The sequence below is a fragment of the Candidatus Arsenophonus nilaparvatae genome (assembly GCF_045346035.1).
Classification (GTDB): domain Bacteria; phylum Pseudomonadota; class Gammaproteobacteria; order Enterobacterales; family Enterobacteriaceae; genus Arsenophonus; species Arsenophonus nilaparvatae.
Genome location: NZ_CP158507.1, coordinates 1,092,061 through 1,117,129, shown reverse-complemented (window position 1 = coordinate 1,117,129; position 25,069 = coordinate 1,092,061). Strand labels below are relative to the sequence as shown.

The following is a 25,069-nucleotide window of genomic DNA, read 5'->3' as shown; positions in this document are numbered from 1 at the left end:
TTATTCCTCCAGTTGATAAATACGACGAGTGCGAATTTCATCAAGCACTCTTTCTGCAAATTCTGTGACGTCAAATGTTCCTAAATCTTTACCATTACGGGTTCGAACAGATACCTGATCCGATTCAACTTCTTTATCACCACAAACTAGCATATAAGGAACACGACGCAAAGTATGCTCACGAATTTTAAAGCCTATTTTCTCGTTTCTCAAGTCCGCTTTTGCACGAATACCAAAATTACTCAATTTTTCTACTATTTTTTGTACAAAATCAGCCTGTGCATCCGTGATATTTATTATAACAATTTGTAATGGCGCTAACCAGGTTGGGAAGAAACCGGCATAATGCTCAGTTAAAATCCCAATAAAACGTTCAAGTGATCCTAAAACAGCACGATGGATCATTACTGGTACCTGACGTTCATTATTTTCATCCACATAGGAAGCACCTAAGCGACCCGGTAATGAGAAATCGAGCTGTACAGTACCACATTGCCAAGCCCGATCCAAACAATCATACAGGGTAAATTCAATTTTAGGCCCATAAAATGCACCTTCACCGGGTTGATAATCAAATACAATATCCCCCAGTGCCTTGGCAAGATCGGTTTCTGCGCGATCCCATTGAGCATCAGTGCCTATTCGTTTTTCTGGCCGGGTTGACAATTTAACGGCAATTTTTTCAAAACCAAAGGTTGCATACACATCATAAATCATTTTAATGCAACTTTTTACTTCAGTTAAAATCTGATCTTCAGTACAAAAAATATGCGCATCATCTTGGGTAAAACCACGCACTCGCATCAAACCATGTAAAGCGCCAGATGGCTCATTACGGTGACAGCTACCAAACTCCGCCATACGTAATGGTAAATCACGATAAGATTTCAAGCCTTGATTAAATATTTGTACATGCCCTGGGCAATTCATCGGTTTTATACAATATTCTCGGTTTTCCGATGATGTGGTAAACATGTTTTCTTTATAGTTTTCCCAGTGACCTGTTTTTTCCCAAAGAATGCGATCCATCATTAATGGACCTTTTACTTCTTGGTATTGATATTCAGTCAATTTAGTCCGGATAAAGGTTTCCAATTCACGAAATATTACCCAACCATCATTATGCCAAAACGCCATACCTGGAGCTTCTTCCTGCATATGATAAAGATCAAGTTGCTTACCTATCTTACGATGATCTCGCTTAGCCGCTTCTTCTAAACGTAATAAATAAGCAGCTAATTGTTTTTTATCAGCCCAGGCTGTTCCATAGATCCTTTGTAACATTTTATTATCGCTATTACCGCGCCAATATGCACCAGCCACTTTTTGTAATTTGAAGTAATGACAAAAACGCATATTAGGGACATGCGGCCCACGACACATATCAATATATTCTTCATGATAATAAAGTCCAGGATGATCATTTTTATTAATATTTTCATCCAAAATTTTAACTTTATAATCCTCACCTCGAGCAACAAACGTATCCCTAGCTTCCTGCCAACTAACCCGCTTTTTGATAACATCATAGTTCGTTTCAGCAAGTTCGTGCATGCGCTGCTCAAGTTTTTCTAAATCTTCCTGGGTTAAAGCGTGTTCCAGATCAACGTCATAATAAAAACCATTTTCAATGATAGGACCAATTGCCATTTTAGTCGTTGGCCATAATTGTTTAATCGCATGACCAAGTAAATGTGCGCATGAGTGACGAATAATCCCTAAACCATCAAGATCTTTACTAGTAATAATGGCTAATTTAGCATCACTATTAATTATATCACTCGCATCAACAAGTTCACCATTAACACGACCGGCTAAACAGGCTTTTGCAAGACCTGAGCCAATATCCTTTGCAATATCCATTACTGAAACAGCATGCTCATATTGGCGTTGACTTCCGTCAGGAAGAGTAATAACTGGCATTTAAAATCCTTAATTTACAGTGGTGACCCATACGCAAGATCACATGTATAGAAATATATTTTTATTAAAAGTGAGTTAAAGCAATTTCTTACTTCACCTTGTAAGTGATGTACGTGATAAAATACTAAAATAGAGCGAAAAGAATACGTACTTGCATTAACTTAGCGGCGCATATTACCATCATGCAGGTCTAATTAATAGATTAAATCTAGGATAATAAGAATAAAACACTAAAAAACTAGTGACAAAATAATTGTCAGCTAGTTAAATTTTGATTAATTAACTTAATTTAAATTTATTTTTTATTATACAATGAAATAGCAATAAAAAACTAGTTTAGTCTATCGCTAAAATTTTATTCAGTTCGGTTCGCTACAATTTTTAGTAAAAAATATAGTAAGATAAAAGTCATTATCAATTTTCTTCTTATAAATCAACAATTAATCTATCATAGCTATTGAGTTGTAAGCGTTTTTAATTTTCCAAAGATAGCGTGGTGCCTGTACATTAGGGTGTTTTGTTTGAATATGTTGATAAAACTCTTCTGCTGTTAGTTCATTAATTTTATCGATTGCAACATGACGATTTTTATCAAAAATTCGTAATAATGCCCCGGCACCATTAGCATAAGCAACCACAGTTGCATAATAAAGTACTTTTGGATCACGAATACCAACTAAATGATTTTTTTGAATAAAACGAATATAGGCGGTTCCCACATCAATATTGATCGCCGGATCTTTAAGTTGACTCGTGGTAGGTTGCCCCACTTTGCCTTGTAACCGATACGCATCACGACCAGCAGTAGAAGCCTTAACTTGCATTAGACCTATTGCATTGGATTTACTCACAGCATTAACTCGAAAATTAGATTCCACTTTAATAATTGCTCTAATTAAATTTTCATCAATCGCATAGCGTTGCGCCGCTTGTTTAATTACACCATCGTAAGGGGTTTTTGACGGTACACTTTCGGTTTGCTCTTCCATGAAATAGCGTAGATAATCGTTCTGATAGACTGTTTTGGGGTTATTAGATTGTTTGCTTGAACAGCCGATTAATAAAATAATGAATACGACTCCACAACTTTTAAATTTCACCTTACACCAATCCTCTAGTGGTATGATCTATTTAGCATAGCCTAATAAGATAAAAATAAAAAATTACCCTCTTTAGCGTTGAGTTGTGAAGAGGTTCTCATATCTGCTACTTACATTACAATTACAATAATCGGTCGTATTGACATCTTTCATATATAGTTGATAATCATTCTCATTAAAGTGCAATTTACTACTTTTTTACCGGGAAACCACTTATGTATAAAAGATCCAACCTTTCATCTAAGCACACTTTTACTGGTTTAATAATAATTGCTGTTGTTTTTCTTTTTAATCCCATCGCTTACGCAAAAAAATTTACCGTTGTAACAACTTTTACTATTATTCAGGATATTGCGCAAAATGTGGCAGGTAATGCAGCCAATGTCCAATCAATTACCAAACCGGGAGCTGAAATTCATGAGTATCAACCAACTCCCAAAGAGATATTAAAAGCACATAATGCTGATTTAATTTTATGGAATGGATTAGGACTTGAAACCTGGTTTAGTCGTTTTTTTGAAAACTTCAAACATATTCCTGCCGTTACAGTTACTAAAGGAATAAAACCGATGCCTATTCGAGAAGGGGAATATCAAGGAAATCCTAATCCTCATGCCTGGATGTCTGCCCAAAATGCATTGATCTACATTGAAAATATTCGGGCAGCACTAGTAAAATATGATCCTAAAAATGCAGATATTTATAACCAAAATGCGAAAATATATGCTAGTAAAATTAGCAAAATTGATGCACCACTACGGAAAAGACTGGCACAAATCCCGCAGCAAAAGCGTTGGTTAGTAACCAGTGAAGGTGCTTTTAGTTATTTGGCTAGCGATTATGGTTTTAAAGAAGCTTATTTGTGGCCAATTAATGCAGAAGAACAAGGTTCACCGCAACAAGTTCGTAAAGTTATCGATACTGTAAAAAAACATAATATTCCAGTTGTGTTTAGCGAAAGTACCGTTTCTGATAAACCAGCGAAACAAGTCAGCCGAGAAACCGGGGCTCAATATGGTGGTGTACTCTATGTTGACTCTTTGTCTACCCCCGATGGCCCAGTTCCAACATATATCGAATTATTAAAAACTACCGTTGATACTATTGCAAAAGGTTTTGGTCAATAATAATGAGTAACAATATTTTTTACGAAAAACCAAACTTAGTTGTTGATAATGCTACTGTTACATACAATAACGGGCATACTGCTATTTACGATGCCAGTTTTAATATTACTGGTGGTTCAATTTGTGCGCTAGTAGGCGTTAATGGTAGTGGCAAATCAACGCTGTTTAAGACAATAATGGGTTTAGTAACACCAACAAAAGGACGTGTAACATTAAACAATGCTGCGATCAAAACAGCACTTAAACAAAATATTATTGCTTACGTACCACAAACTGAAGAAGTTGACTGGAACTTTCCGGTTCTAGTTTCCGATGTAGTTATGATGGGCCGCTACGGTAAAATGGGTATTTTACGTATTCCAAGCCAGCAAGATAAACAAATTGTTGCTGAAGCATTGGCGCGGGTTGATCTTACCGGTTTAGAACAACGACAAATAGGTGAACTTTCTGGCGGCCAAAAGAAAAGAGTTTTTCTTGCGCGAGCACTTGCGCAAGAAGGAAAAGTATTGCTGCTTGATGAACCTTTTACCGGCGTCGATGTAAAAACAGAAAATGCGATTATTGAGCTTTTACGCTCTTTACGTAGCAATGGCTATTTAATTTTGGTTTCTACACATAACTTGGGAAGCGTGCCTGAATTTTGCGATCAAGTTATTTTAGTAAACCGAACTATACTGGCTAGTGGCCCGATCGAAACAACCTTTACCCAAAAAAATCTTCAACTCGCCTTCGGCGGTGTACTACGCCATATTAATCTCTCTGGTGCAGAACTTCACGATGATGATGATCCTCGTTCATTAACTGTTATTACTGATGATGAAAGAGCAGCTGTTTTTTATGGCAACCATGAACAAGCATCCGTCATTAAAAAGCAACCAAAGGAATAAATCATGTTGGATCTGTTACTTCAACCTTTTGAATATAACTACATGGTTAAAGCAATCTGGGTTAGTGCTATCGTTGGAGCAGTCTGCGCTTTTCTGTCAGCTTATCTAATGTTAAAGGGGTGGTCGTTAATGGGCGATGCCCTTTCTCATTCTGTTGTTCCCGGAGTCGCAGGTGCCTATGCCCTTGGCCTTCCCTATTCTATAGGAGCATTTTTTACCGGTATTCTTGCCGCACTTTCCATGACATTGGTGCGCCATATTTCAAAACTAAAAGAAGATGCAGTAATTGGTTTTATTTTTTCCACCTTCTTTGCCATAGGATTGCTAATTCTTTCATTAAATCCCACTTCCGTTAATGTACAAACCATTATCTTTGGCAATATTTTAGGTATTGCAGATGAAGATGTATTACAAGTTGAAATTATTATTACCATTTCTTTTATTATACTTATGTTTATCTGGAGAGATTTACTTGCCGTATTCTTTGATGAAAATCATGCCCGTTCTATTGGACTAAATTCGCTAAAATTAAAAATTATTTTTTTTACCCTATTAAGCGCATGTACGGTTGCTGCCTTACAAACTGTGGGAGCTATACTTGTGATAGCAATGGTTATTACCCCAGGCGCTACAGCTTATTTACTCACGGATCAATTCAAGCGGTTACTTATTATTGCCATACTAATCGGATTTACTTCCAGTGCTCTTGGCGCTTATATCAGTTATTTTATTAATGGTGCGACAGGCGGAATTATCGTTACTTTGCAAACACTGATTTTTCTTTATGCCTTCTTTTTTGCCCCTAAATATGGTTTATTTGCTTCCCGCCGCAAAGCACGACAAGAAATTGTACACCTCAAACAGTTAAAACAAGAGGTAAGCAACAATGAATGATTTGATGGAATTATTAATAACACCTTTTACTTTTCCTTTTATGCAAAAAGCTATCATTACCGCCCTTGTAACCGGAACAGTGTGCGCTATTCTTTCCTACTTTTTGATACTTAAAGGTTGGTCTTTAATGGGTGATGCTATTTCTCATGCTGTATTACCCGGCATCGTTATCGCCTTTGTTATTGGTATTCCTTTATCAATTGGTGCTTTTATATCAGGAATTTTTTGTGCATTCGCGACCGGTTATCTAAAAGAAAATAGCCGCATAAAAGAAGATACTGTCATGGGTATTATTTTTTCTGGTATGTTTGCCTTTGGATTAGTACTATTTGCCCGTATCGATACAGATCAACATCTTACCCATATTCTTTTTGGTAATATCCTTGGCATTACCAAAGCTGAATTTAAACAAACGCTTTGGATCTCAGCTTTTACTATCGCGATTATCCTGTTAAAGCGCAAAGATTTTATGCTTTATTGTTTTGATCCTAATCAGGCAAAAGTTATTGGTTTACCCGTTAAACTTTTACATTATGGATTACTCTCTTTATTAGCACTTACCATTGTGGCATCTTTACAAGCGGTAGGAATAATTCTGGTCATTGCTATGCTTATTTCCCCTGGAATTATAGCTTTTACACTCTGTCAAAATTTCAATCGAATGTTAATTATTGCAGTTATCGCCTCAACCACATCCTCTTTAATAGGCACTATTTTGAGTTTTCATATTGATGCAGCAACGGGGCCTTGTATTGTAATAACTCAAGCTATTTATTTTATTGCTGCATTAATCCACAGCTATATTAGTAAAATAAAAAAGCGCTCTTCTTTCGATAAAATTTCAATTCATCCTTAAGCTAAGAAATATATTAAAAATAACCAGAAAAAATTAGGATTATCTTATTTATTACAGATGATAATCCTTAGTTTTTCATACAAATTCTATTTATTAACTATAAATTGTCATAATATGATCTCAAGAATTGAAATGAATGATGCAATAACTAGAATGTAAATAGGTAATAATTCATTTCATTATTCAAATTAACATTTTGTCATCATAAAAATCTTTACTAAAGCTAAATTAGAAAACAATATATTTAACAATCATAGCAAAATAAATATTCCAATTAATTGATTTAAAAATAATTAATCGGAATTTGGTCAAAGCTGGCTCGCGCAGAAGTTGACATTTCCTTGTCAGCTTTGATAAGCATTAATTGATATATCAAGGCTATTATTGTTAAATTGCTATAAAAACATTCAAAACAATAGTTTTATTGCTAGATAAGTTATTACTGATGATCTTCATTCAACTGTTCAATAAAATTATTTTTCAATTGATTATAATATAAGAAAAACTACCAGCCTAAAATATTCATTATGAAGTAAAGTATTCCTCCTAGTATAATCGGTAATATATACAAAATAAAAAACTGCTGGAAAATGGTATGACGAGGAATAGTAATTTTAGCTTCTATCTCTTCTTTTGATACTTCAGTACCTTTCGCTCTTTCAAAAATAAGATGATCTTCAATACTTTCTTTAATAAATTTCAATTGACGATTCATTCTGTTACCTGAAGCACTCAAAGCTTGACCAACAAACATTAAGAAAAATAGTAAAATAAAACCAAGATTAGCTGTCGAAAGTCCCATATGAGTACTGGGAATTGGTGAATTATGCCAAAAAAAATTTAAAAAGACCGTGTTTTGCCGTATCATAAGAGCCATAATTTTAATAAAATCATTGGCTACAGCATTTAAGCCATCCCCTTGTAAACCTTGCTTTTCTGCTAGCAAAACTAATGAAACTACAGTAGACACCAGCGCTAAAGAAAAAATTATCCATCCTAAAACCCGCTTTGTAATAGCGATATAAAATGCTGTTTGATAATTCATTAAATCTCCTCATATTTTTTATATTACCATTTATATTAAATGATAAAATGTTATCAAAAACATATAAATGTTATTTTATCACTAACCAAAATAAGACCTCACCTACCTATATTAAAAGATTTCTTTATTTTAAATTGATAGAATTAAACAACAAATCATGAATAATAGGAGTGCTTTTAATGTCTCATGAGCTATCTATCAAAGCTGCTATTTTTGACATGGATGGGCTATTGATTAATTCTGAACCCCTTTGGAGCCAAGCAGAAAAAGAAATTCTTAGTAAACTTGGAGTTAATACTTCAATTGCTAATCAACTTCCCGACACTCTAGGATTACGTATCGATCAAGTGGTACAACTGTGGTATTTAGCTGCCCCCTGGCAAGGAACCTCATTAGAAGAGGTGGAACAAAAAATTGTTAGACGGGTTATTGAACTTATAGAAGAACAACGACCTTTATTACCAGGTGTTAAACATGCACTTCAACTATGTCAGGATCATAATTTGAAAATTGGTTTAGCATCAGCTTCACCAAAGCACATATTAGAAAAAGTACTCACTATGTTTAATATTCGCAATTACTTTTCAGCAGTAGTATCAGCGACACCATTACCCTACAGTAAACCCCATCCAGAAGTTTATTTACAAGCAGCGAAACTGCTAGCTATAGAACCAACACATTGTGTGGCTTTTGAAGACTCTTTTCATGGTATGATTGCGGTTAAAGCTGCACGTATGCGTAGTATCGTTGTCCCACCAAAAGATCATTTCACTGATCCACGTTGGACATTAGCAGACGTCAAACTCAATACGCTGGCTGAATTAACAACTAAGCATATCGTTTAAATTTGATCAATTGGCAGTAATTTGATGCATCAGTATACTGCCAAACTAATGCAATATCACTTCTCTTACAAAAAATTGCTCTTATTATTTAATAAATAAGATATTTTTTTCGATTACACTACTCAAACTAAGCCAAAACTATTATACTTTGCAAACTGTATAAATAAACAGTTGGATATTATATGCTATGACTGCCACCGGGCATCTGTTTTTTTCAGTATCATCATTAATACTTGTGCATAAACTAGCAATAACACCTGAGTTTGCACATGGTGATTGGCTTCATTTATTAGCCGGTGCGCTACTTGGCGCACTGCTACCGGATATAGATCATCCATCCTCTTCTCTCGGACGCTTATTTCGTTTCATTTCTGTGCCAATTTGTCGTTTATGTGGTCACCGTGGTTTCACCCACAGTTTACTCGCATGGCTGCTCATTATGTTATTATCAACTCAATTGCCCAATAGTTACTGGCTTTCTGATGCCCTGATTCAAGCATTCTTATTAGGTTATTTTAGTCATTTAGTCGGGGATATGTTAACCGCGAAAGGGATACCTTTCTTATGGCCAGCAAAAATTTCTTTCTGTTTTCCTATCTTAGGTAATAATTCTAATCAAAGAGCAGAACATTCTATCGCCATCTTATTAGCTATTTGTGCGATATTAATTCCATCGAACTATCAATTACCACTACGACCGCTGTTACAAGAAACAAAGAAAAACGTTATTACATATGTAGTTAATGAATTAAATGATTTAATTTTATTCCATTCACGATGAAATATTATTAATATAAAATTGAATTTAGTTATAAGAAAATTATTTTTATTGCTGATAATATATAAGGGAAAATGAGTTTCATTGGAAGTTTTTCATCATCTTACTTCACCAATGACAAAAAATCTTATACCTAGAACAATAAACCGAGCTGGAGAGTGGGTATGAATTTCCCTGTAATTCTGAATGTACTTATCTTTATCCTATTATTGCTGTTATTGGCCAAAATAAGTGCAGATGGATGGAGTCTATCAAAAAAAGTTTTTGTCGGTCTTCTTATTGGTACTGTTTTTGGTGTTGTTTTACATTTAGTATATGGTATTAATAATCAAATAGTGCATGATTCATTATCTTGGTTCAATATTGTAGGCAATGGGTATGTGAAATTACTTCAAATGATTATTATGCCTTTGGTATTTGCTTCCATACTAAATGCGGTAGCACGTTTGCATCAAACCTCTTCATTAGGAAAAATCAGTTTTTTCACCATTGGGATCCTTCTTTTTACAACAGCCATTGCCGCTCTCATCGGGATTATTATTACATATTGGTTTGGCTTAACTGCAGAAGGTCTGGTACAAACTAGTAGTGAAACTATTCAACTTGGGATAATAGAAAATAACTACATCCACAAGGTTTCTGATTTAACAATACCTCAATTAATATTATCATTTATTCCTAAAAATCCATTTGCCGATCTGGCAGGAGCTAATCCAACATCTATTATTAGCGTTGTTATTTTTTCTACCTTTTTAGGCATAGCGGCTCTCCAATTAGCTAAAACTAATCCCGAAAAAGGTGAAAAAATATTATCTGCTATTGATATTTTTCAATCCTGGATCATGAAGCTGGTTCGGCTAGTTATACGGCTTACACCATATGGAGTAATGGCTTTAATGATTAAAGTTGTTGCTAATTCAAACCTACAAGATATTATTAAACTTGGCACTTTTGTAATTGCTTCTTATTTAGCATTATCCTTAATGTTTATTGTCCATGCTATACTTCTTTCTTTCTCTGGCATTAATCCGATAAAATTTTTTAAAAAAGTCATTCCTGTATTAATTTTTGCATTTACTAGTCGTTCAAGTGCTGGCAGTATTGCATTAAACGTTGAAACGCAAACTCAGCAACTGGGCATTCCTGAATCAATTGCTAATTTTTCAGCATCCTTTGGCACAACAATTGGTCAAAATGGATGCGCAGGTATTTACCCCGCAATGCTTGCTGTAATGGTTGCCCCAACGGTAGGAATCAATCCCCTGGATCCTATATGGATCGCTACACTTGTTGGTATTGTGACCATAAGTTCTGCCGGGGTGGCCGGCGTAGGTGGGGGAGCAACTTTTGCTGCATTAATGGTTTTACCCGCGATGGGATTACCAATTACTTTAGTAGCGTTACTTATTTCGATTGAACCATTGATCGATATGGGAAGAACTGCATTAAATGTTAATGGCTCAATGGTTGCAGGAACAATTACTAGCCAATTGATGCATCAAACGGATAAAAGTATTTTCGATAAATAATATTTCAAACTTATAATCTCTGTCCAAAAGTCCTATTAGAAATCTCTTTAGGACTTTAAAACAACTAGTCAACTTTATGAAATAGATTATTTTTATTATTAAATACGATTGACAATAACGATTATTTTAAAACTTAAATAATTATTTTGTCTATTCATAATTTTCATTTTAAATCCACTAGATAACCAATAAATGCATACTATAAAATAAATATCTTGTTTCTCACAATTGTAGAATTATTAACAGTTTTTTTACTAGATGAAAAATTACCACCAGGTATAAAAATGGTGAACAGGCCCAATTCCTTCGCCAACATTTAATCTATTGGCATGCTTCAAGGTATTTTGCACATAATTTTTAGCTGCAATAATTGTATCTTGCCAGTTGTCAAAGTAAGGACGCTTAGCAGCCAACGCTGCAGATAATGTACAACCAGTACCATGAGTATTTTGTGTTCTTACTTTAGGTAATGAATATCGCCATTCACCATTATGTGTAATAAGCCAATCGGGGCTTTCTTTATTATCAAGATGTCCACCCTTTATAAGCACAGCCGGGCAGCCAAATGATAATAGTTTTCTTCCTTGAGATACCATCTCCTGTTCATTTCTAGCTATATTGCAATTAAGAAGTACTGCTGCCTCAGGCAAATTGGGGGTAATAAGAGACACTTTAGGTAACAAAATATGAATAAGACTATCGATTGCATCAGCATCCAATAATGGTACCCCACTTTTCGCAAGCATAACGGTATCTAGTACCGTAAAAGATAATGAATATTTTTCTAGTGCCGCTGCTACTATGGATATATTTGTAGCATTTGATAACATACCAATTTTCACACTATCAATTCGAACATCAGTTAATACTGATTCAAGTTGTGAAGCGACAATTTCGCCAGGAATATTATGAATTGACTGTACTGCGCAAGTATTTTGCGCAACTAATGCGGTTATCACAGCTGCACCATAATTTCCTAATGAGGAAAATACTTTCAAATCAGCATGTATACCTGCACCACCCGTTGGATCAGTTCCAGCAATTGATAAGGAATTATAAATCATAAATTTTCCTAATATTAAAATATTAATCAGAATAATTTATGCTACCTTACTTGACTTATTAGATTAAACCAATAGTTATTTTATATCACAACAAATGAATATATTACCTTTACTACCCTATTTCACTATTTTTTGTTTAGTGTTAAGATATAATAAAAATCATTCTCATTATATATCTTTTATCAATTTTGTATTTTTAATGAAATAACCCAAATACAACTAATTTTGTTGCACTTAAGCATAATATTTTTCTTATCAAGAATGGCTTTAAAACTAAAAATTTACTATTGTATTTTATAAAATGAAATAATAAATAATTTATCTATCAATAGCGCTCATTTTATATAAATAAAACCAATGGATATCACAGATTAGTCTCTTGCTTTAGCATAAAATAGTATTCAATATTGACAAGTTTATTGATAGGAACCAGTTTTATAAATAATAAAATTAAAATCAATTTTTTTCAAAACAAAAAAATAACACTATTATTGGATTATATTATCTTTCAATCGTGAAATATAATGAATCTTACAAAACCATCTGTTTTTATTAATTTAAATAAAAATTTTATATAGATAATAGTACATTTAAAATTAGATACCTAATACTAATTAACAAATACCATTTATAACTAATAAAATGATTTAACTGCATAAAAAATTAATGTAGCGCATAAAATGGTATTTATTATACAGTTTATTAAATAAAAATTGAATAATAAAGTATAAGAAATAAAAAAAATGCGACGACAATCTTGTTATTAATGCTAATGTTATTTTTATTGAAATGCCAAACTCTCAACAACGCTTTAATATTCAAATTATCTTAATATAAATTTTTTATTACTTATCCTTTGGCTAACTCAACGGCTGTGGAATATAGTTAAAACATTTTCTATACATAACCAAATACTATAGATGTTTTAAGCATAATAAATATTTAACTTTAATAATTCATTCTATCGAGAGATAACTCACTTGAAAGTTAATATATAACAATTCTTTCCTCTATCTAAAAAAATATAACTAATAAACTATAAACACATTGATTAGCTTAATTCGATAATCATAACTTTACACTAAAAATATGACATTAATAATTTTATGATTTCAGTTAAATTAGTTGATAAAATTAATAATGCAGTTTGATAATTTATTTGATTTATTGTTAGTACAATTTAATATTTTTAAAAAAGATTTACACTAACAATACTTAATTAATTTATAATTTGAGTAATAATGGGCTATTTTACCAAATTGCATAATTAAATAACGAACATTTAATTAACATATAGATATAATTTTCAAATTTTATTTAACGTTTATATTTTTTTCAATAAAACAAATTATAATCAATCTTACATACATTTAAGCTACCGTGATTTCCCTGGTGTAATATGGCGATTTGAATGATATACTATAAGATAATACTATTTTAATTTTAGATAATAATTTGAGATAAATTATAATTTAATTTGTAATTTTTTTAAATAATTGTAGATGTGTGTAATAAGAAGATATCGTTTAGGGGGTTTTTCATTCCATAATATTTCCGTACCATCTTTTATAATTGCACAAATCATACCATTTGGCATTCTTTTCAAATCAAGATAACCACTAACATTGTAAAGTTTTTTTCGTACTCTTGAAAACAATTGGCTAACGTTATTTGCTGTAATACTCCTATATCTATCCATCCACACATACTGAATAAGGTGTTCTAAATCCATCGTATCCTTGCCATGAGAAAAATTGAGGATAACTTCAAGCATAAGAAATTCTTTAGGGGTTTTTTACAACTTCATCTTCTACTTCAACCGTCCTACCAACGCTATTGATAACTATATACGACTTCATAGCTTCCTCCTCCTGATAAAATATAAATAAACTAATATAGTTATACTTATATCAATAAAGAATACAAAACTATACTTTTTTATTGAGCTTATGTTCAAAATTTTGATAATAGTTTTTTTAAAGACTAAATTAACTAAATTCATTTTACAGCAATAACAGGTTTAATTAACATAAATTTTATTTCATTTAATGAATTTTAGTTCCTAATAGTATCTAAATATTATTACTAATTATGGAAAATTTTAAAGCCATCTTTATCTCTTTTATTAAAAAAAAATAAATTATATCTTTCCAAACAGTATATTTATAAAATAAAATAACGCACGAGCCATTATAGTAATCGTAATGGTTGTAACAATAAAGTTTAATATTTGTCTTATTTTTGTTTCAATAAAATCCTTTAAAAAAGTAAATCTAGAATCTGGGGGTTATACCCATATGCCTAAAGAAAATGATGTTCTTTTATGGTGTCTTATAGGTTTGTTTTCTGCATGGGGAGGTGCTACTAGATATATATTAAATACGGAAAAAAAGAAATCAAAACGACGATGGATAGCGATGATATTTGAAATGATTATATCTTGCTTTACTGGATTTATTGGAGGCTTATTAGCTATGGAATATGGCTCTAGTGACTATATTGCACTAGTAGTTGCGGGCTTACTAGGATCCATGGGTGGTACAGGATTAAAATTACTATACCAAAAAGTTTTCAATTTAAAGGTTGATAAAAAATAATTTACTTTTATAACTGCCATAATTATAGACATTCAATTATAAACAGCTATGTTTTCTTTTCACTTTAATTACCACTAAGGGTAGTGTTGAAATAAAATTCTACTTTTAGTGGATATCTACTTTATCATTCTGATAAATAAAGTGTTGTATTCACAGCTTATTTACCAAATAGATAATTTTATTTAAATGCAATGTTAACTTTATTATATTATGTATTTTAAAGATAATAATTATTAACTTATTACATTTAAATAGTAGAAAGAAATTATAATTTTTAATATTATTTCTCCTTTGCATTAATAATAAATTATAAAATATAAAATTTATCACATGCATTTATTAATGCGTAATAAGCAAAAAAGATAAAATAAAAAATAACATTTATAATATAAAAAATTTATTTTTATATATTTAATAATATTAAGCAAAATTAGTTTCATTTTATTCTGTTGAGACATTAAAATCCTTAATCATATTTTTGATCATATTAGCAAATAGTAAATAGAATGACCCAGGAAAAAATGAATATAAAAAAATATGCAGAAAATAGCAAAATAGTACATATCAATCATAACTTTATACAAGATAATCAAAGCTCCTTAATTAGAACTTTTGTTATTGAAGAAGTAAATGTTGAATTTATACGATTGGTATTTACTTTGGCCAATATGCCATCTGGTTCATACATAGAAATTATCGATCGTAAGAGACAACATACACGTATCTTTCCACTAAAGGAAGGTTCTACGCTAAATGTAACTTTTTATACTAATTGCATTGATATTAAAGTTATTTTACCAAAAAATTATCACTATAGTAATAATCAAATAATGGAACTTGCTTATTATGAAGCACTTCCGCTTAATCTAACACAAATTGTTGAAGATAGTAATGATGGGCGACAACCCTACATGTGGTATAAAAATACGCCTTTTTTTAACCCAGCTCGCGCTGTACATTTTGTCGTATTTAATGGTTATGGTGGAACTTGCTCATTTATAGGTTCAGCTAATCACGTATTAACAAACCGCCATGTTGCTTTAGGTCCCAATAGTCAAATTGATCCGGAAGCGATAAAATCCAGTGAAATGTGGGTTAACAAACATAATATCGCCAACGACTTTTCATCACCTGAAACTGATACTATTCATTTTGATGTCGATAAAATATTGACGCACGGAGAATCAAATGGTGGGCTTGGTGATTATGCCTTATTTACTATTGCGGATTTTGATTATCACAATGCTCACGTTAAAACTTTATTTGGTGGTTTAAAACTGCAACAAACATTAAATAAAAAACGTGAAAACATCTATATTCCGCAATATGGTGGCGCAAAGCCTTTACAAATTAGTGCCCGACTTAGGGATTCTATGGATCCTTTTGCATCAATAAATCCTGATGTACCAGAGGGAACATTACTCATTCATGGAGATATGGAAGCAGGATCCTCCGGCTCCCCCCTGGTTGGTCGAGAAACACACAATATATTAGGAATTTTATGGAGTCGTTTTATAATTTTCCAACAAGGTATTTCATCACCATACCTGCTCGATAAGCTTAAAGAATTTATTGCTGATAGTAATACCCAAGTCAAAGCACAGGATAATATTGTGTCACACAACATTGAAGCCACCCCGGTAGATGACGCTGAAATTAAAGTGATATTTGGCGATAAAGAACAATTAATTCCTTTTAATACTGTTCTAGTTGAAAACCATGACGGCTACTCTATTATTGAAATGGCTGGCTTAGATCTAACAACCAAAACAACTTTGGCAGTAAAATATAAAGTATTGGCAATTATGTCTAATAATCAGGCGACACATCTCAATGATCCTGCCTTAACTGGTGAAGTAACTCTGCGATTTATCCCTTATCAACATCCACAAGATACTGTTATTAAAAGCTGGTTTGTTGCTCGAATAGAACGAAATGGCGAAATTGTAAATAATTATATTGCACGTATATTAAGCTATAACTACGATATTTTCGAAATACCATTCGATGTTAAAAAAGCAGATTGCATGCCATTAATATTTGATGCCAAACAAGCTAATACTATTCTACATCCATTTACTGAAACCAATCCTAATTTATCATTTTATACTCTACGCCATGGACAAGGAGCAGAAAATATCGGTGAAATTAGTGATGATTACTCAATTTTAAAAACACAAGTTATCAATGAAAAAGGTGAAAAAGAGTTAGTTACTTTCCAGGCATATCGAATTAAATCCATAACAGAAAGTGAGCCCTACCCTTATATCTCTATGCCAAGCAGAATTAATGTGAAATGTAATTATAACATTGAAGGACCATCATATTTAAGAGTCTGTTATTACCCAGAGGATAATCAGAATTTAATTGGTAAAGGAACATTCAAAGGCATTATTGCTCTCCATGCAAGCGATGAAAGCGGTTCTGCTGAGAGATTATGTAAAAATATTCTATTAGATATTACGATAAATGGATAATTTAATAATGTTGTAACAGCAATAAATAGTAACACTCATTTAAATTAACTGGGTATTACTCATAATAAAACCATAATAAATAATATTAGATATTCACTCAATTTTAAGTGGCAAAAATAAGCTGTTATCAATACCGCTGAGTTCTATTTTGTTGCTGTTAATAAAACTAAATATTTAAGATTAATAGTAATAAATTAAGTTAACAGCATAAAAGTATTAACTTGGCATTTAACTTTGTCTTTATAAAATTAAATAGGTCATAATATGAAAGAAGAAAAAATTACTACCGAAAAAAAAGATTTAGTTTTTGCATTTGTTCTTTTTCCAGGAATGACACCATTAGATATTATTGGTCCTGCCACACTATTACAAAATCAAGGATTTACAATAGAATATGTTTGGCATGATAAACAACCAATCTCGACAGAAATTAATTGTGTAACACTCACACCTACCACAACATTTGATGAATTAGATGCTATAGATATCTTATGCATTACAGGTTCACATAATCCTTTCCCAGCACTTAACGATACTAAAATGTTAAAATGGATACACAAAGTTGGCCAAAATGCTAGGTATATTACTAGTGTATGTAATGGCTGTATGTTTTTAGCCGCGGTAAATCTTTTAGATAATTATAGATCTTCAGTACATTGGGGTTACAATGAATTTTTAGCAAAATTAGGTGCTACTGTTTCTAACGAACGGGTTACCATTGATAGAAATAGAATTTCGGGTGGTGGCGTAACCGCTGGTATTGATTTTGGACTGCGCATATTATCAATTATAAAATCAGAAACTGATGCAAAGGTAATGCAACTACTTACCCAATATGATCCTCAACCCCCCTTTCAATCAGGAAACCCGGCAACAGCTGAACCAGAAATAGTGAATATAGCGTGTGATAAAATTAAAACATCATTTGAAACAGAAACACCTGATTATCTTGAAATACTTGAACGTGCTATTGAAAGAAAAAAAGACTTTATAAATAATTAAATTATATATTCAATAATGTTGAATATTATTTAATTTATTGATACATTTAAGTTATTTTAACAATATAGCATCCGGATGTATTATGATTAATAAGCTTAAGTGCCATAAACCCTGTGCAGTTATATTGAAGTACTCTTTATCTACGCTTTTTTTCATTTCATTTACAGCTACGGCTCATCAATACCAAGAAATTGCAGCACTTATTGAGCAACGTCTTTCTTACATGAAATATGTTGCTAAGTATAAATTTGAAAAACACCTATCAGTCGAAGATCGTACTCAAGAAAATAAAGTTATTTTAAACTCTATTAATAAAGCAGAAATTTTAGGCCTGGATAAAAAATCAATAAAGCCTTTTATAATATCCCAAATAAATGCCGCTAAAGCTATTCAATATCGCTATAAGGCAGACTGGCTAGCTATGCCAGAAACGATCGTTCAACATGATGATTTAGCAGTTATCCGTTTAAAAATTAGCAAATTAACTGATGACATCATACAATTAATTGCCAAAGAATTAAAAAACAACGGTCAAATAAAAAATCAGATCTGTTCATATATAAATAAAATCCAGCTGCATAATCTTAAAGCCGCTGATAAAAAAATAATCTGCTCATCACTTGAGCAAATATCTTTAAAAAATAAAAATACAAACTCAAAAGAATAATCTGGCAATCGGCAAAATTGTCTATTTAGTTAATTTATACTCTTGAGAAAAATTAATATGCCTATATCACCATTAACATCTGCTCCAGCATTTCCATCTGAGCAATTAAATTATAAAGAATATAATATCGACAATTACAATAATATATTATTAGAATTTGATAAAAAATTAATGATTCTACGAATATATCATTGAAACAAAAAATAGAATTTAACAATGAAATTATAGGATTAATTAATGAAATTAAAAAATTGCATGATAGTCATTTGGAATCAAGTGAAAAAAACAACAAAAATTTTATAGCAGAGTTACAAATATTAAAAATAAAATTTGGGATGGTCGCCATAAAATATGCTGATACTGACTGGGAAAGTTTTGGCCTTTCCGAAGAAATATTTAAAAATAATCATCAATTTTTGAACTCGCATTTATGTCGATTATCATTAGATGAGCAACAACGGCAAAACATAACCGACAACGATATAAATCAAGTTTGGTATTGTTGTTTATATAATTTTGCCTATGAATTAGCTCACAATAAGGTTGCCCCTCCAGCTGATAAAAATCATACTAAATATCATACTGAATATTATTCCATAGTAGATAAATTAAAAGCAGAAAATTTACCAGAAGATAAGATTTTTGCGATAGCAAATGCGCGCAGTGCGTTAATTCTTTGCAGGGATTCTTTTGTTACTGAAAGCCCTAAAGACAATGCTTTATTTATAGCACTAAAGGAAGTTAATAAGTTTTATGATAATTATCTCAACATTAATGAAAATACTAATATTGAACAATTAGAGCTCGAATGCGAGGTGCTAATGAAAGAAAAATCACTCTATATAGCCGAATCAATAAAACAGGAACTCCAGGAATTCAGAAACAATTGACTCAACCAACTTAATTCTAAATAGCAAAATTCAATATACATAATTACTATATAAGTGAGTACTCCAGCTTATATAACCAAAGAAGTAAGATAGTTTAGCTCACTAAAATAGCAGAAATTATTTTATAGAGAATACTATTCTAATTATTTGATGACTATTTTCTCCACAAATCATAATTTACTGCTATTGTTGCATTGATATCTTATAAATTCGGAGTTCTACTATGAAATTAAAAATATTATTTATTACATTAATCAGTGTGTTATTAATAAATCCTGTTTTAGCTGCCGAAAAAAATGACACAAAAAGATATGTCAGAGCAATAACGTAAAATGGGGAGTTGTCATTTTAAAGCTACACAACAATCATTAACGGGTGAAAAAGAAAATCCTTTTGCAATCCTGCCTTCGTAATAAAAAAAATCAGCAAAATGAAAGAATGAAAAATTGTAGTAAAAAAGCTAGCAACATGAAATTTAAAAAAGATGAACGGCAAGAATTTATGCAGGAATGCCTAAGTAATAAAAATAATTAATTTAATATATCAATAAGGCTACTTTCTTTTTAGTGGCTTACTTTTTTATTTCTAGAATATTGCTTTATTTTAATTAAAATAGAAATGACACCATTGAATATTTAATAAAAAATAAAATAGTAAATTATTTATCAAAAACTGTCACTTTTGATATATTAAAAATAATAATTAGAATTTAAAAAAATTAACATTTCCTAAACGAAATATAATTTAAAATAATAACGTTATTCATTTTCCTCATACTAATAGAGTGACATCAGATTACATTATCGTCACATATCAAGCAAATTTATAAAATAATTTGCTTCATTTAACAGAATTTTTCTTATAAAGTAGCTATATTATATTTTCATCTTCATTTTACTATTCAGAATTATAGATGGTTTACAGCGGGAAAGTTGCTAACCTAAAGAGATAAATATAATGCATAATGAATGGCAAGAAGTTTTAGATTTCTGGTTTAAGGAATCTACCAATAAACAATGGTTCGAAAAAAAACCACAATTTGACGCTATCATCCGGGATAGATTTAAACTTACTACTGAAAAAGCGAGTCGTGGTGAACTTGCTCATTGGCGTTGCTCAATAAAAGGGAGATTAGCTGAAATTATTGTGCTTGATCAGTTTTCTCGTAATATTTGGCGTGATACAGCAAAAGCTTTTTCGCAAGATAATATGGCGCTTATGTTAGCTCAAGAAGCAATTAAACAACCAGATTATACACACTTACCAATAAAAGAACGTAAATTCATTTTAATGCCATTTATGCATTCAGAATCACCTTTCATACATCAACAAGCTGTTCCTCTTTTTACTGCATTAAATGATAAAATAACACTTGAATTTGAAATGCGGCATAAAGAAATTATTGATCATTTTGGTCGCTATCCACACAGAAATGGAATTCTTAATAGAGTTTCTACTGCTGAAGAAATATTATTTTTAAAAAAATCGGGTTCAAGTTTTTAGCTTATAAGAAGAGCAGTAGAGTATATATTTGCAATATGTACTCTATTTTGTGAATTAACAAAACAATGATCTTTTTGCAACTTTTAAATTAAGTTATTGTTCAATTATTTTTTAAATATTACACTGAAATAACCGCAATATTTCGATAAAAAACGCGTCATAACCACCATTCAAACTATTTTATTAATGAAATAGTATTTCTTTAAAATAGATAAGATTGGCAGATATTATTTTAACCAAGAACTTGATGAGATTAGCAGACGATGCCAAACAAAATATTAATAACCAGCTACAACATTAGTGGTTTTGGTGGTATGGAAACTGTTTGTCGTGAATTTATTTTGTTATTAAAACAGCGGCGACCAGATATAACTGTCAGTTTTGTCTTTTTTAATGCTAAACAAACGCAACCGAATGATGATTGGTTAGATAACATAAAATATAGTCGATTATATTCCAATATTAAAAACGGCAAGCTGCGACGTATTCATTATGCTTTGCAGCTACGACAACTACTTAGCGAGCAAAAAATTAACGCAATTATCGCCTTGGATTCGATTGCCTGTTATAACTCAAATATCAGTAGAAAACTTATCTTAGGCAGACAAATACCACTAATTTCCTGGCCACACTTTGCCATTAATGGAAGTTATAAAAAAGAATATCTTTTAAAAGCAGATTACCATTACGCGATAAGCTCAGGTATAGCGAGGCAATTAGTTGCCCTCGGCGTCGATGAAAATAATATTTTTACCTTATTTAATCCAATAAAAAAACAGGACATTGTTATCCCTCGACCTAAGGAAAAAACTATTTTCTTATATGTAGGGAGAATTTTAGCAAAAGAGCCAAAACAATTCGCTTTTTTATTTACTGGTTTGGCAAATGTTAGTGATGATTGGCAACTCAATATTGTCGGTAGTGGCGAAGAAAATGAGATCAACGAATTAAAGCTGTTAGCTAAAAAATTAAATATTGCAGATAAAATTAACTGGCATGCCTGGCAACCAGAGGCTTGGTCATATATACAAAAAAAAATAACCGCGATTTCTGCTTTTTTATTAACGTCAAATACAGAGGGATTTCCTATGGCACTTGCCGAAGCCATATCCTATGGCATTTATGCAATAAGTTCAGATTGTCCAGCTGGGCCGGAAGATATCATTAAAAACGATATTAATGGAGAATTATTTCCTGTTAATGATCTACCCTGTTTCGTTAATATATTGCAGAGTATTGTTGATAATAAAACCTTACCCTCACAGGTTAGCATAAAAAATTCTATCTCAAATTTTTATGAAGATAGCTATTTTGACAGAGTTAATTCATCCCTGAAGAAAATTCTAGCGTGATAGCATTTAGCGGATTAATCATTATGATTAATCCGTGCAAAAACAATATTAGATGGCAACCTCTCAAAACGACATAAACCCTATTTTTGCCAAAAAATTAAACTACGTAAAACACGCCTTATTTGTAGCAAAATATAAGCTAAAGCAGACTCAAGATTGCCTCGCGTTCTTCTTTTTTCTTTAATAACATACTTTCTTCTATCAGCCTCCAAATTGCTATTTTCAACGGAAACAATCGGATGCTTAATAATTTCGGCTAAATAATATCCTTTAATTGCCTGTTTTTTATATAACAGGCCCCACGAATCAGCAACAAAAAATTGTCTTTCAAATTCAGTGATTATTCTTTTACAGGTGTTACGATGAATTAAGTAACAACAGGCACGAAAAATTTTATCCGGACTATAAGTTAATAGACGAAAGGTCACATTAGCGATGGTTACTTTATTAAAAAAACTTAACGAAATTCGTTTTCTTGAACTCAGTCCTTCTTGACCACCTAGCAAATAAACATAATCTTTTTTTAATAAATTACTTTTACCCTGTTCCAGCGCTTTGATTAGAGGGGATAATTTTTTATCAATGATAACATCGTCCTCTAGGATCAATGCCCATTCGATATCATTTTTTACAATATGTTGATAAATTGATTGATGGCTCAAACTACAAGCAATTTCATTCATTCCGCTTGCTTTCACATCAAACTTACCTGAATTAGCGGATTCAAACCAAGGCATGTCACCCTGAGTTAACTTAGCACCTTCGATGGCATCAACTATCGTGAAAGGTAAAGCTTGTGACGACAAAGCTTTACTAATTTGTCTTCTTCTATCTGTATCCTTTTTTAATGAAACAATAAAAATAGGGCAAGATTTACTCATTAACGCCACCAAAACTTTATATTTAATAATATGTTAACTAAATTATAACTAATCAATTTTATTTTACTATCTATTATATCAGCAGAATAATATCATTTATTCTAGTATTTATTGTAATATAAGCATAATAATTGCCCAAAAAAACACAAAATAATTTTTTATGTTGAAATTTAATATAAATTGTTATTTACCTTGTGTAAAAAATAATTAGTTAATTTAATCAGTTAAATATATTACATAAACATAAAAATAATATTAATTTAATTACTATATTTATCCATTATGATATTTATCTATCATAAAAATCAAAACAGAAACTAATTCATCTTATATTTTCAAGTAATGATTTAATTTAACATAAGAAAAAAAACTGATTAGCAACAGATCAGAAACCATTTTAAAACATCTCATCACTAAAAAATATTATATTTATTTTCAATAAGATATAAATTTTTCTTCATTTCTAAAAAATATAATGATTATTAATCAATTTTTATAAAGTATAATGGTTATAGCAATGGTTTTTTCTTTCCACTAACGCTAGAATCAGTAACAATTTACGATAAAATTAATGCCAGCTTTGCCAAAAGGAAACTTAATGTATTTCAATAGTAAGGAGATGATACTAACAAGCTATGAATTCTCATCTGCTAAGGTAAAAAATTGCCAGTTTCATATTGCTTACGGCGCAGATATGAACTTCTCTCTTGGTACTGCGATCTCTATCTGTTCGATTCTACATTTTAATAAAGATTATACCTTCCACTTTTATATCTTCACTGATATGATTTCTGCAGATGAACTGAAAAAATATGATGAACTAACAAAAATATATAATACAAAAATAACAATATTACTTATCGACACTCTGCAGCTAAAAAAATTACCAACCAATAAATTGTGGTCTCATGCAATCTATTTTCGCTTTATCATTGCAAATTATTTTCACCAAAAAATAAATAAAATATTATATTTAGATTCAGACATTATTTATTCGAGTGATATATCAGAATTATTCACCATCAATTTAAGCCATCATATTATTGCGGCTGTCGCTGACCGAGACCAATACCTATGGAAAAAACGGGCTGAAATGCTAGCAACACCAGCAATAGCTAATGGCTACTTTAACTCTGGCGTTATGCTGATCGATACCGATAAGTGGTATAAAAATAAAGTAACTGAGAAGACGATAAATGTATTACTTGATGATAAGACAAAAGCAAAATTTATATTTTATGATCAGGATGCATTAAATATATCTCTGGTAAATCAAGTTTTATTTTTAGAGAAAAAATTTAATACCCAATTTAGTATTAATTATGAATTAAAAAATAGAACATTATTCCTTACCATTGATAATGTAAAATTCATTCATTATATTGGCCCAACCAAGCCATGGAATAATTGGTCTGAATATCCCAGTACAGATCTGTTTATTACAATAAAAGAAAAATCTCCTTGGAAAACGACCCCTCTTATTGCGGCATCAACTTCCAACCAATATCGATATGCAGCTAAGCATATGTTTAATAAGAAAAAATATATTCAATGGCTATTGAATTATCTCTATTATTTTGTTATTAAAGTTTTATATAAATAGCAAATGGCATAAACCGTGAAATTGGATAATCGTCATTTGATGATAGACA

The 25,069-nt window shown here is 31.3% G+C and carries 22 protein-coding genes; 16 read left to right on the top strand and 6 right to left on the bottom strand.

What is annotated here, in order from left to right:
* Both thrS and WH390_RS05375 read right to left on the bottom strand, forming a co-directional pair.
* Nucleotides 1-1,923: a threonine--tRNA ligase gene (thrS, locus tag WH390_RS05380; protein ID WP_032115972.1), complete on the bottom strand. Its 1,923-nt coding sequence runs from the start codon at nt 1,921-1,923 to the stop codon at nt 1-3.
* Nucleotides 1,924-2,363: 440 nt separating this feature from the next.
* Nucleotides 2,364-3,023 (bottom strand): transglycosylase SLT domain-containing protein, encoded by a 660-nt coding sequence (locus WH390_RS05375; RefSeq protein ID WP_032115973.1) that lies wholly within the window; start codon nt 3,021-3,023, stop codon nt 2,364-2,366.
* Between the two features lie 215 nt (nt 3,024-3,238).
* On the opposite strand from WH390_RS05375, the gene WH390_RS05370 reads away from it, so the two are divergent.
* Genes WH390_RS05370 through WH390_RS05355 form a run of 4 tightly spaced genes read left to right on the top strand, consistent with a single transcriptional unit; the run spans nt 3,239 to nt 6,787 of the window.
* Nucleotides 3,239-4,150 (top strand): metal ABC transporter substrate-binding protein, encoded by a 912-nt coding sequence (locus WH390_RS05370; RefSeq protein ID WP_032115974.1) that lies wholly within the window; start codon nt 3,239-3,241, stop codon nt 4,148-4,150.
* Nucleotides 4,151-4,152: 2 nt separating this feature from the next.
* Nucleotides 4,153-5,037 carry a manganese/iron ABC transporter ATP-binding protein gene (locus tag WH390_RS05365; RefSeq protein WP_032115975.1) on the top strand — a complete coding sequence of 295 codons (885 nt, stop codon included), beginning with the start codon at nt 4,153-4,155 and terminating at the stop codon, nt 5,035-5,037.
* Nucleotides 5,038-5,040: 3 nt separating this feature from the next.
* The gene (locus WH390_RS05360; protein ID WP_032115976.1) at nt 5,041-5,931 is read left to right on the top strand and encodes a metal ABC transporter permease; all 891 of its coding nucleotides are present in this window, start codon (nt 5,041-5,043) and stop codon (nt 5,929-5,931) included.
* The gene (locus WH390_RS05355) at nt 5,924-6,787 is read left to right on the top strand and encodes a metal ABC transporter permease (RefSeq protein WP_032115977.1); all 864 of its coding nucleotides are present in this window, start codon (nt 5,924-5,926) and stop codon (nt 6,785-6,787) included. The genes WH390_RS05360 and WH390_RS05355 overlap by 8 nt, the downstream gene beginning before the upstream one ends.
* 505 nt (nt 6,788-7,292) lie before the next feature.
* Here the strand turns inward: WH390_RS05355 and WH390_RS05350 are convergent.
* Entirely contained in the window at nt 7,293-7,832 is a 540-nt protein-coding gene (locus tag WH390_RS05350; protein ID WP_032115978.1) for a YniB family protein, read from the bottom strand.
* 179 nt (nt 7,833-8,011) lie between these two features.
* Here WH390_RS05350 and hxpB point away from each other — a divergent pair, with 179 nt between their 5' ends.
* From hxpB to WH390_RS05335, 3 genes are all read left to right on the top strand, one after another.
* A complete protein-coding gene (gene hxpB, locus WH390_RS05345; protein ID WP_032115979.1) occupies nt 8,012-8,677 on the top strand; it encodes a hexitol phosphatase HxpB in 666 nt (221 codons plus the stop codon).
* A gap of 187 nt (nt 8,678-8,864) precedes the next feature.
* Nucleotides 8,865-9,458, top strand: a complete 594-nt coding sequence (locus WH390_RS05340) for a metal-dependent hydrolase (protein ID WP_032115980.1) — start codon at nt 8,865-8,867, stop codon at nt 9,456-9,458.
* 161 nt (nt 9,459-9,619) lie between these two features.
* The gene (locus tag WH390_RS05335) at nt 9,620-10,984 is read left to right on the top strand and encodes an L-cystine transporter (RefSeq protein WP_032115981.1); all 1,365 of its coding nucleotides are present in this window, start codon (nt 9,620-9,622) and stop codon (nt 10,982-10,984) included.
* A 266-nt stretch (nt 10,985-11,250) separates the two neighbouring features.
* On the opposite strand, the gene thiD is transcribed toward WH390_RS05335, so the two are convergent.
* Together thiD and WH390_RS05325 are read right to left on the bottom strand one after the other, a co-directional pair.
* Entirely contained in the window at nt 11,251-12,048 is a 798-nt protein-coding gene (gene thiD / locus WH390_RS05330; protein WP_032115982.1) for a bifunctional hydroxymethylpyrimidine kinase/phosphomethylpyrimidine kinase, read from the bottom strand.
* A gap of 1,465 nt (nt 12,049-13,513) precedes the next feature.
* Nucleotides 13,514-13,822, bottom strand: a complete 309-nt coding sequence (locus WH390_RS05325) for a hypothetical protein (RefSeq protein WP_032115983.1) — start codon at nt 13,820-13,822, stop codon at nt 13,514-13,516.
* A 523-nt stretch (nt 13,823-14,345) separates the two neighbouring features.
* On the opposite strand from WH390_RS05325, the gene WH390_RS05320 reads away from it, so the two are divergent.
* From WH390_RS05320 to WH390_RS05285, 8 genes are all read left to right on the top strand, one after another.
* Complete coding sequence (locus WH390_RS05320; protein WP_032116003.1) at nt 14,346-14,645, top strand: phage holin family protein; 300 nt, start codon at nt 14,346-14,348, stop codon at nt 14,643-14,645.
* A gap of 521 nt (nt 14,646-15,166) precedes the next feature.
* Entirely contained in the window at nt 15,167-17,122 is a 1,956-nt protein-coding gene (locus tag WH390_RS05315; RefSeq protein WP_032115387.1) for a trypsin-like peptidase domain-containing protein, read from the top strand.
* Between the two features lie 264 nt (nt 17,123-17,386).
* Nucleotides 17,387-18,124, top strand: coding sequence for a DJ-1/PfpI family protein (locus WH390_RS05310; protein WP_052044874.1), 738 nt, complete (start codon nt 17,387-17,389; stop codon nt 18,122-18,124).
* Nucleotides 18,125-18,206: 82 nt separating this feature from the next.
* Nucleotides 18,207-18,791 (top strand): chorismate mutase, encoded by a 585-nt coding sequence (locus tag WH390_RS05305; protein WP_052044873.1) that lies wholly within the window; start codon nt 18,207-18,209, stop codon nt 18,789-18,791.
* Between the two features lie 191 nt (nt 18,792-18,982).
* Nucleotides 18,983-19,681 carry a hypothetical protein gene (locus WH390_RS05300; RefSeq protein ID WP_032115385.1) on the top strand — a complete coding sequence of 233 codons (699 nt, stop codon included), beginning with the start codon at nt 18,983-18,985 and terminating at the stop codon, nt 19,679-19,681.
* Nucleotides 19,682-20,056: 375 nt separating this feature from the next.
* Complete coding sequence (locus WH390_RS05295) at nt 20,057-20,215, top strand: PsiF family protein (RefSeq protein ID WP_148305552.1); 159 nt, start codon at nt 20,057-20,059, stop codon at nt 20,213-20,215.
* Between the two features lie 423 nt (nt 20,216-20,638).
* Entirely contained in the window at nt 20,639-21,184 is a 546-nt protein-coding gene (locus tag WH390_RS05290; RefSeq protein ID WP_032115384.1) for a DUF924 family protein, read from the top strand.
* Between the two features lie 263 nt (nt 21,185-21,447).
* Nucleotides 21,448-22,536 (top strand): glycosyltransferase, encoded by a 1,089-nt coding sequence (locus tag WH390_RS05285; RefSeq protein WP_032115383.1) that lies wholly within the window; start codon nt 21,448-21,450, stop codon nt 22,534-22,536.
* Nucleotides 22,537-22,616: 80 nt separating this feature from the next.
* Here WH390_RS05285 and WH390_RS05280 read toward each other — a convergent pair whose 3' ends face one another.
* Nucleotides 22,617-23,417: a glycosyltransferase family 25 protein gene (locus WH390_RS05280; protein ID WP_032115382.1), complete on the bottom strand. Its 801-nt coding sequence runs from the start codon at nt 23,415-23,417 to the stop codon at nt 22,617-22,619.
* A gap of 598 nt (nt 23,418-24,015) precedes the next feature.
* On the opposite strand from WH390_RS05280, the gene WH390_RS05275 reads away from it, so the two are divergent.
* Entirely contained in the window at nt 24,016-25,020 is a 1,005-nt protein-coding gene (locus tag WH390_RS05275) for a glycosyltransferase (protein ID WP_032115381.1), read from the top strand.
* Nucleotides 25,021-25,069: the final 49 nt, after the last annotated feature.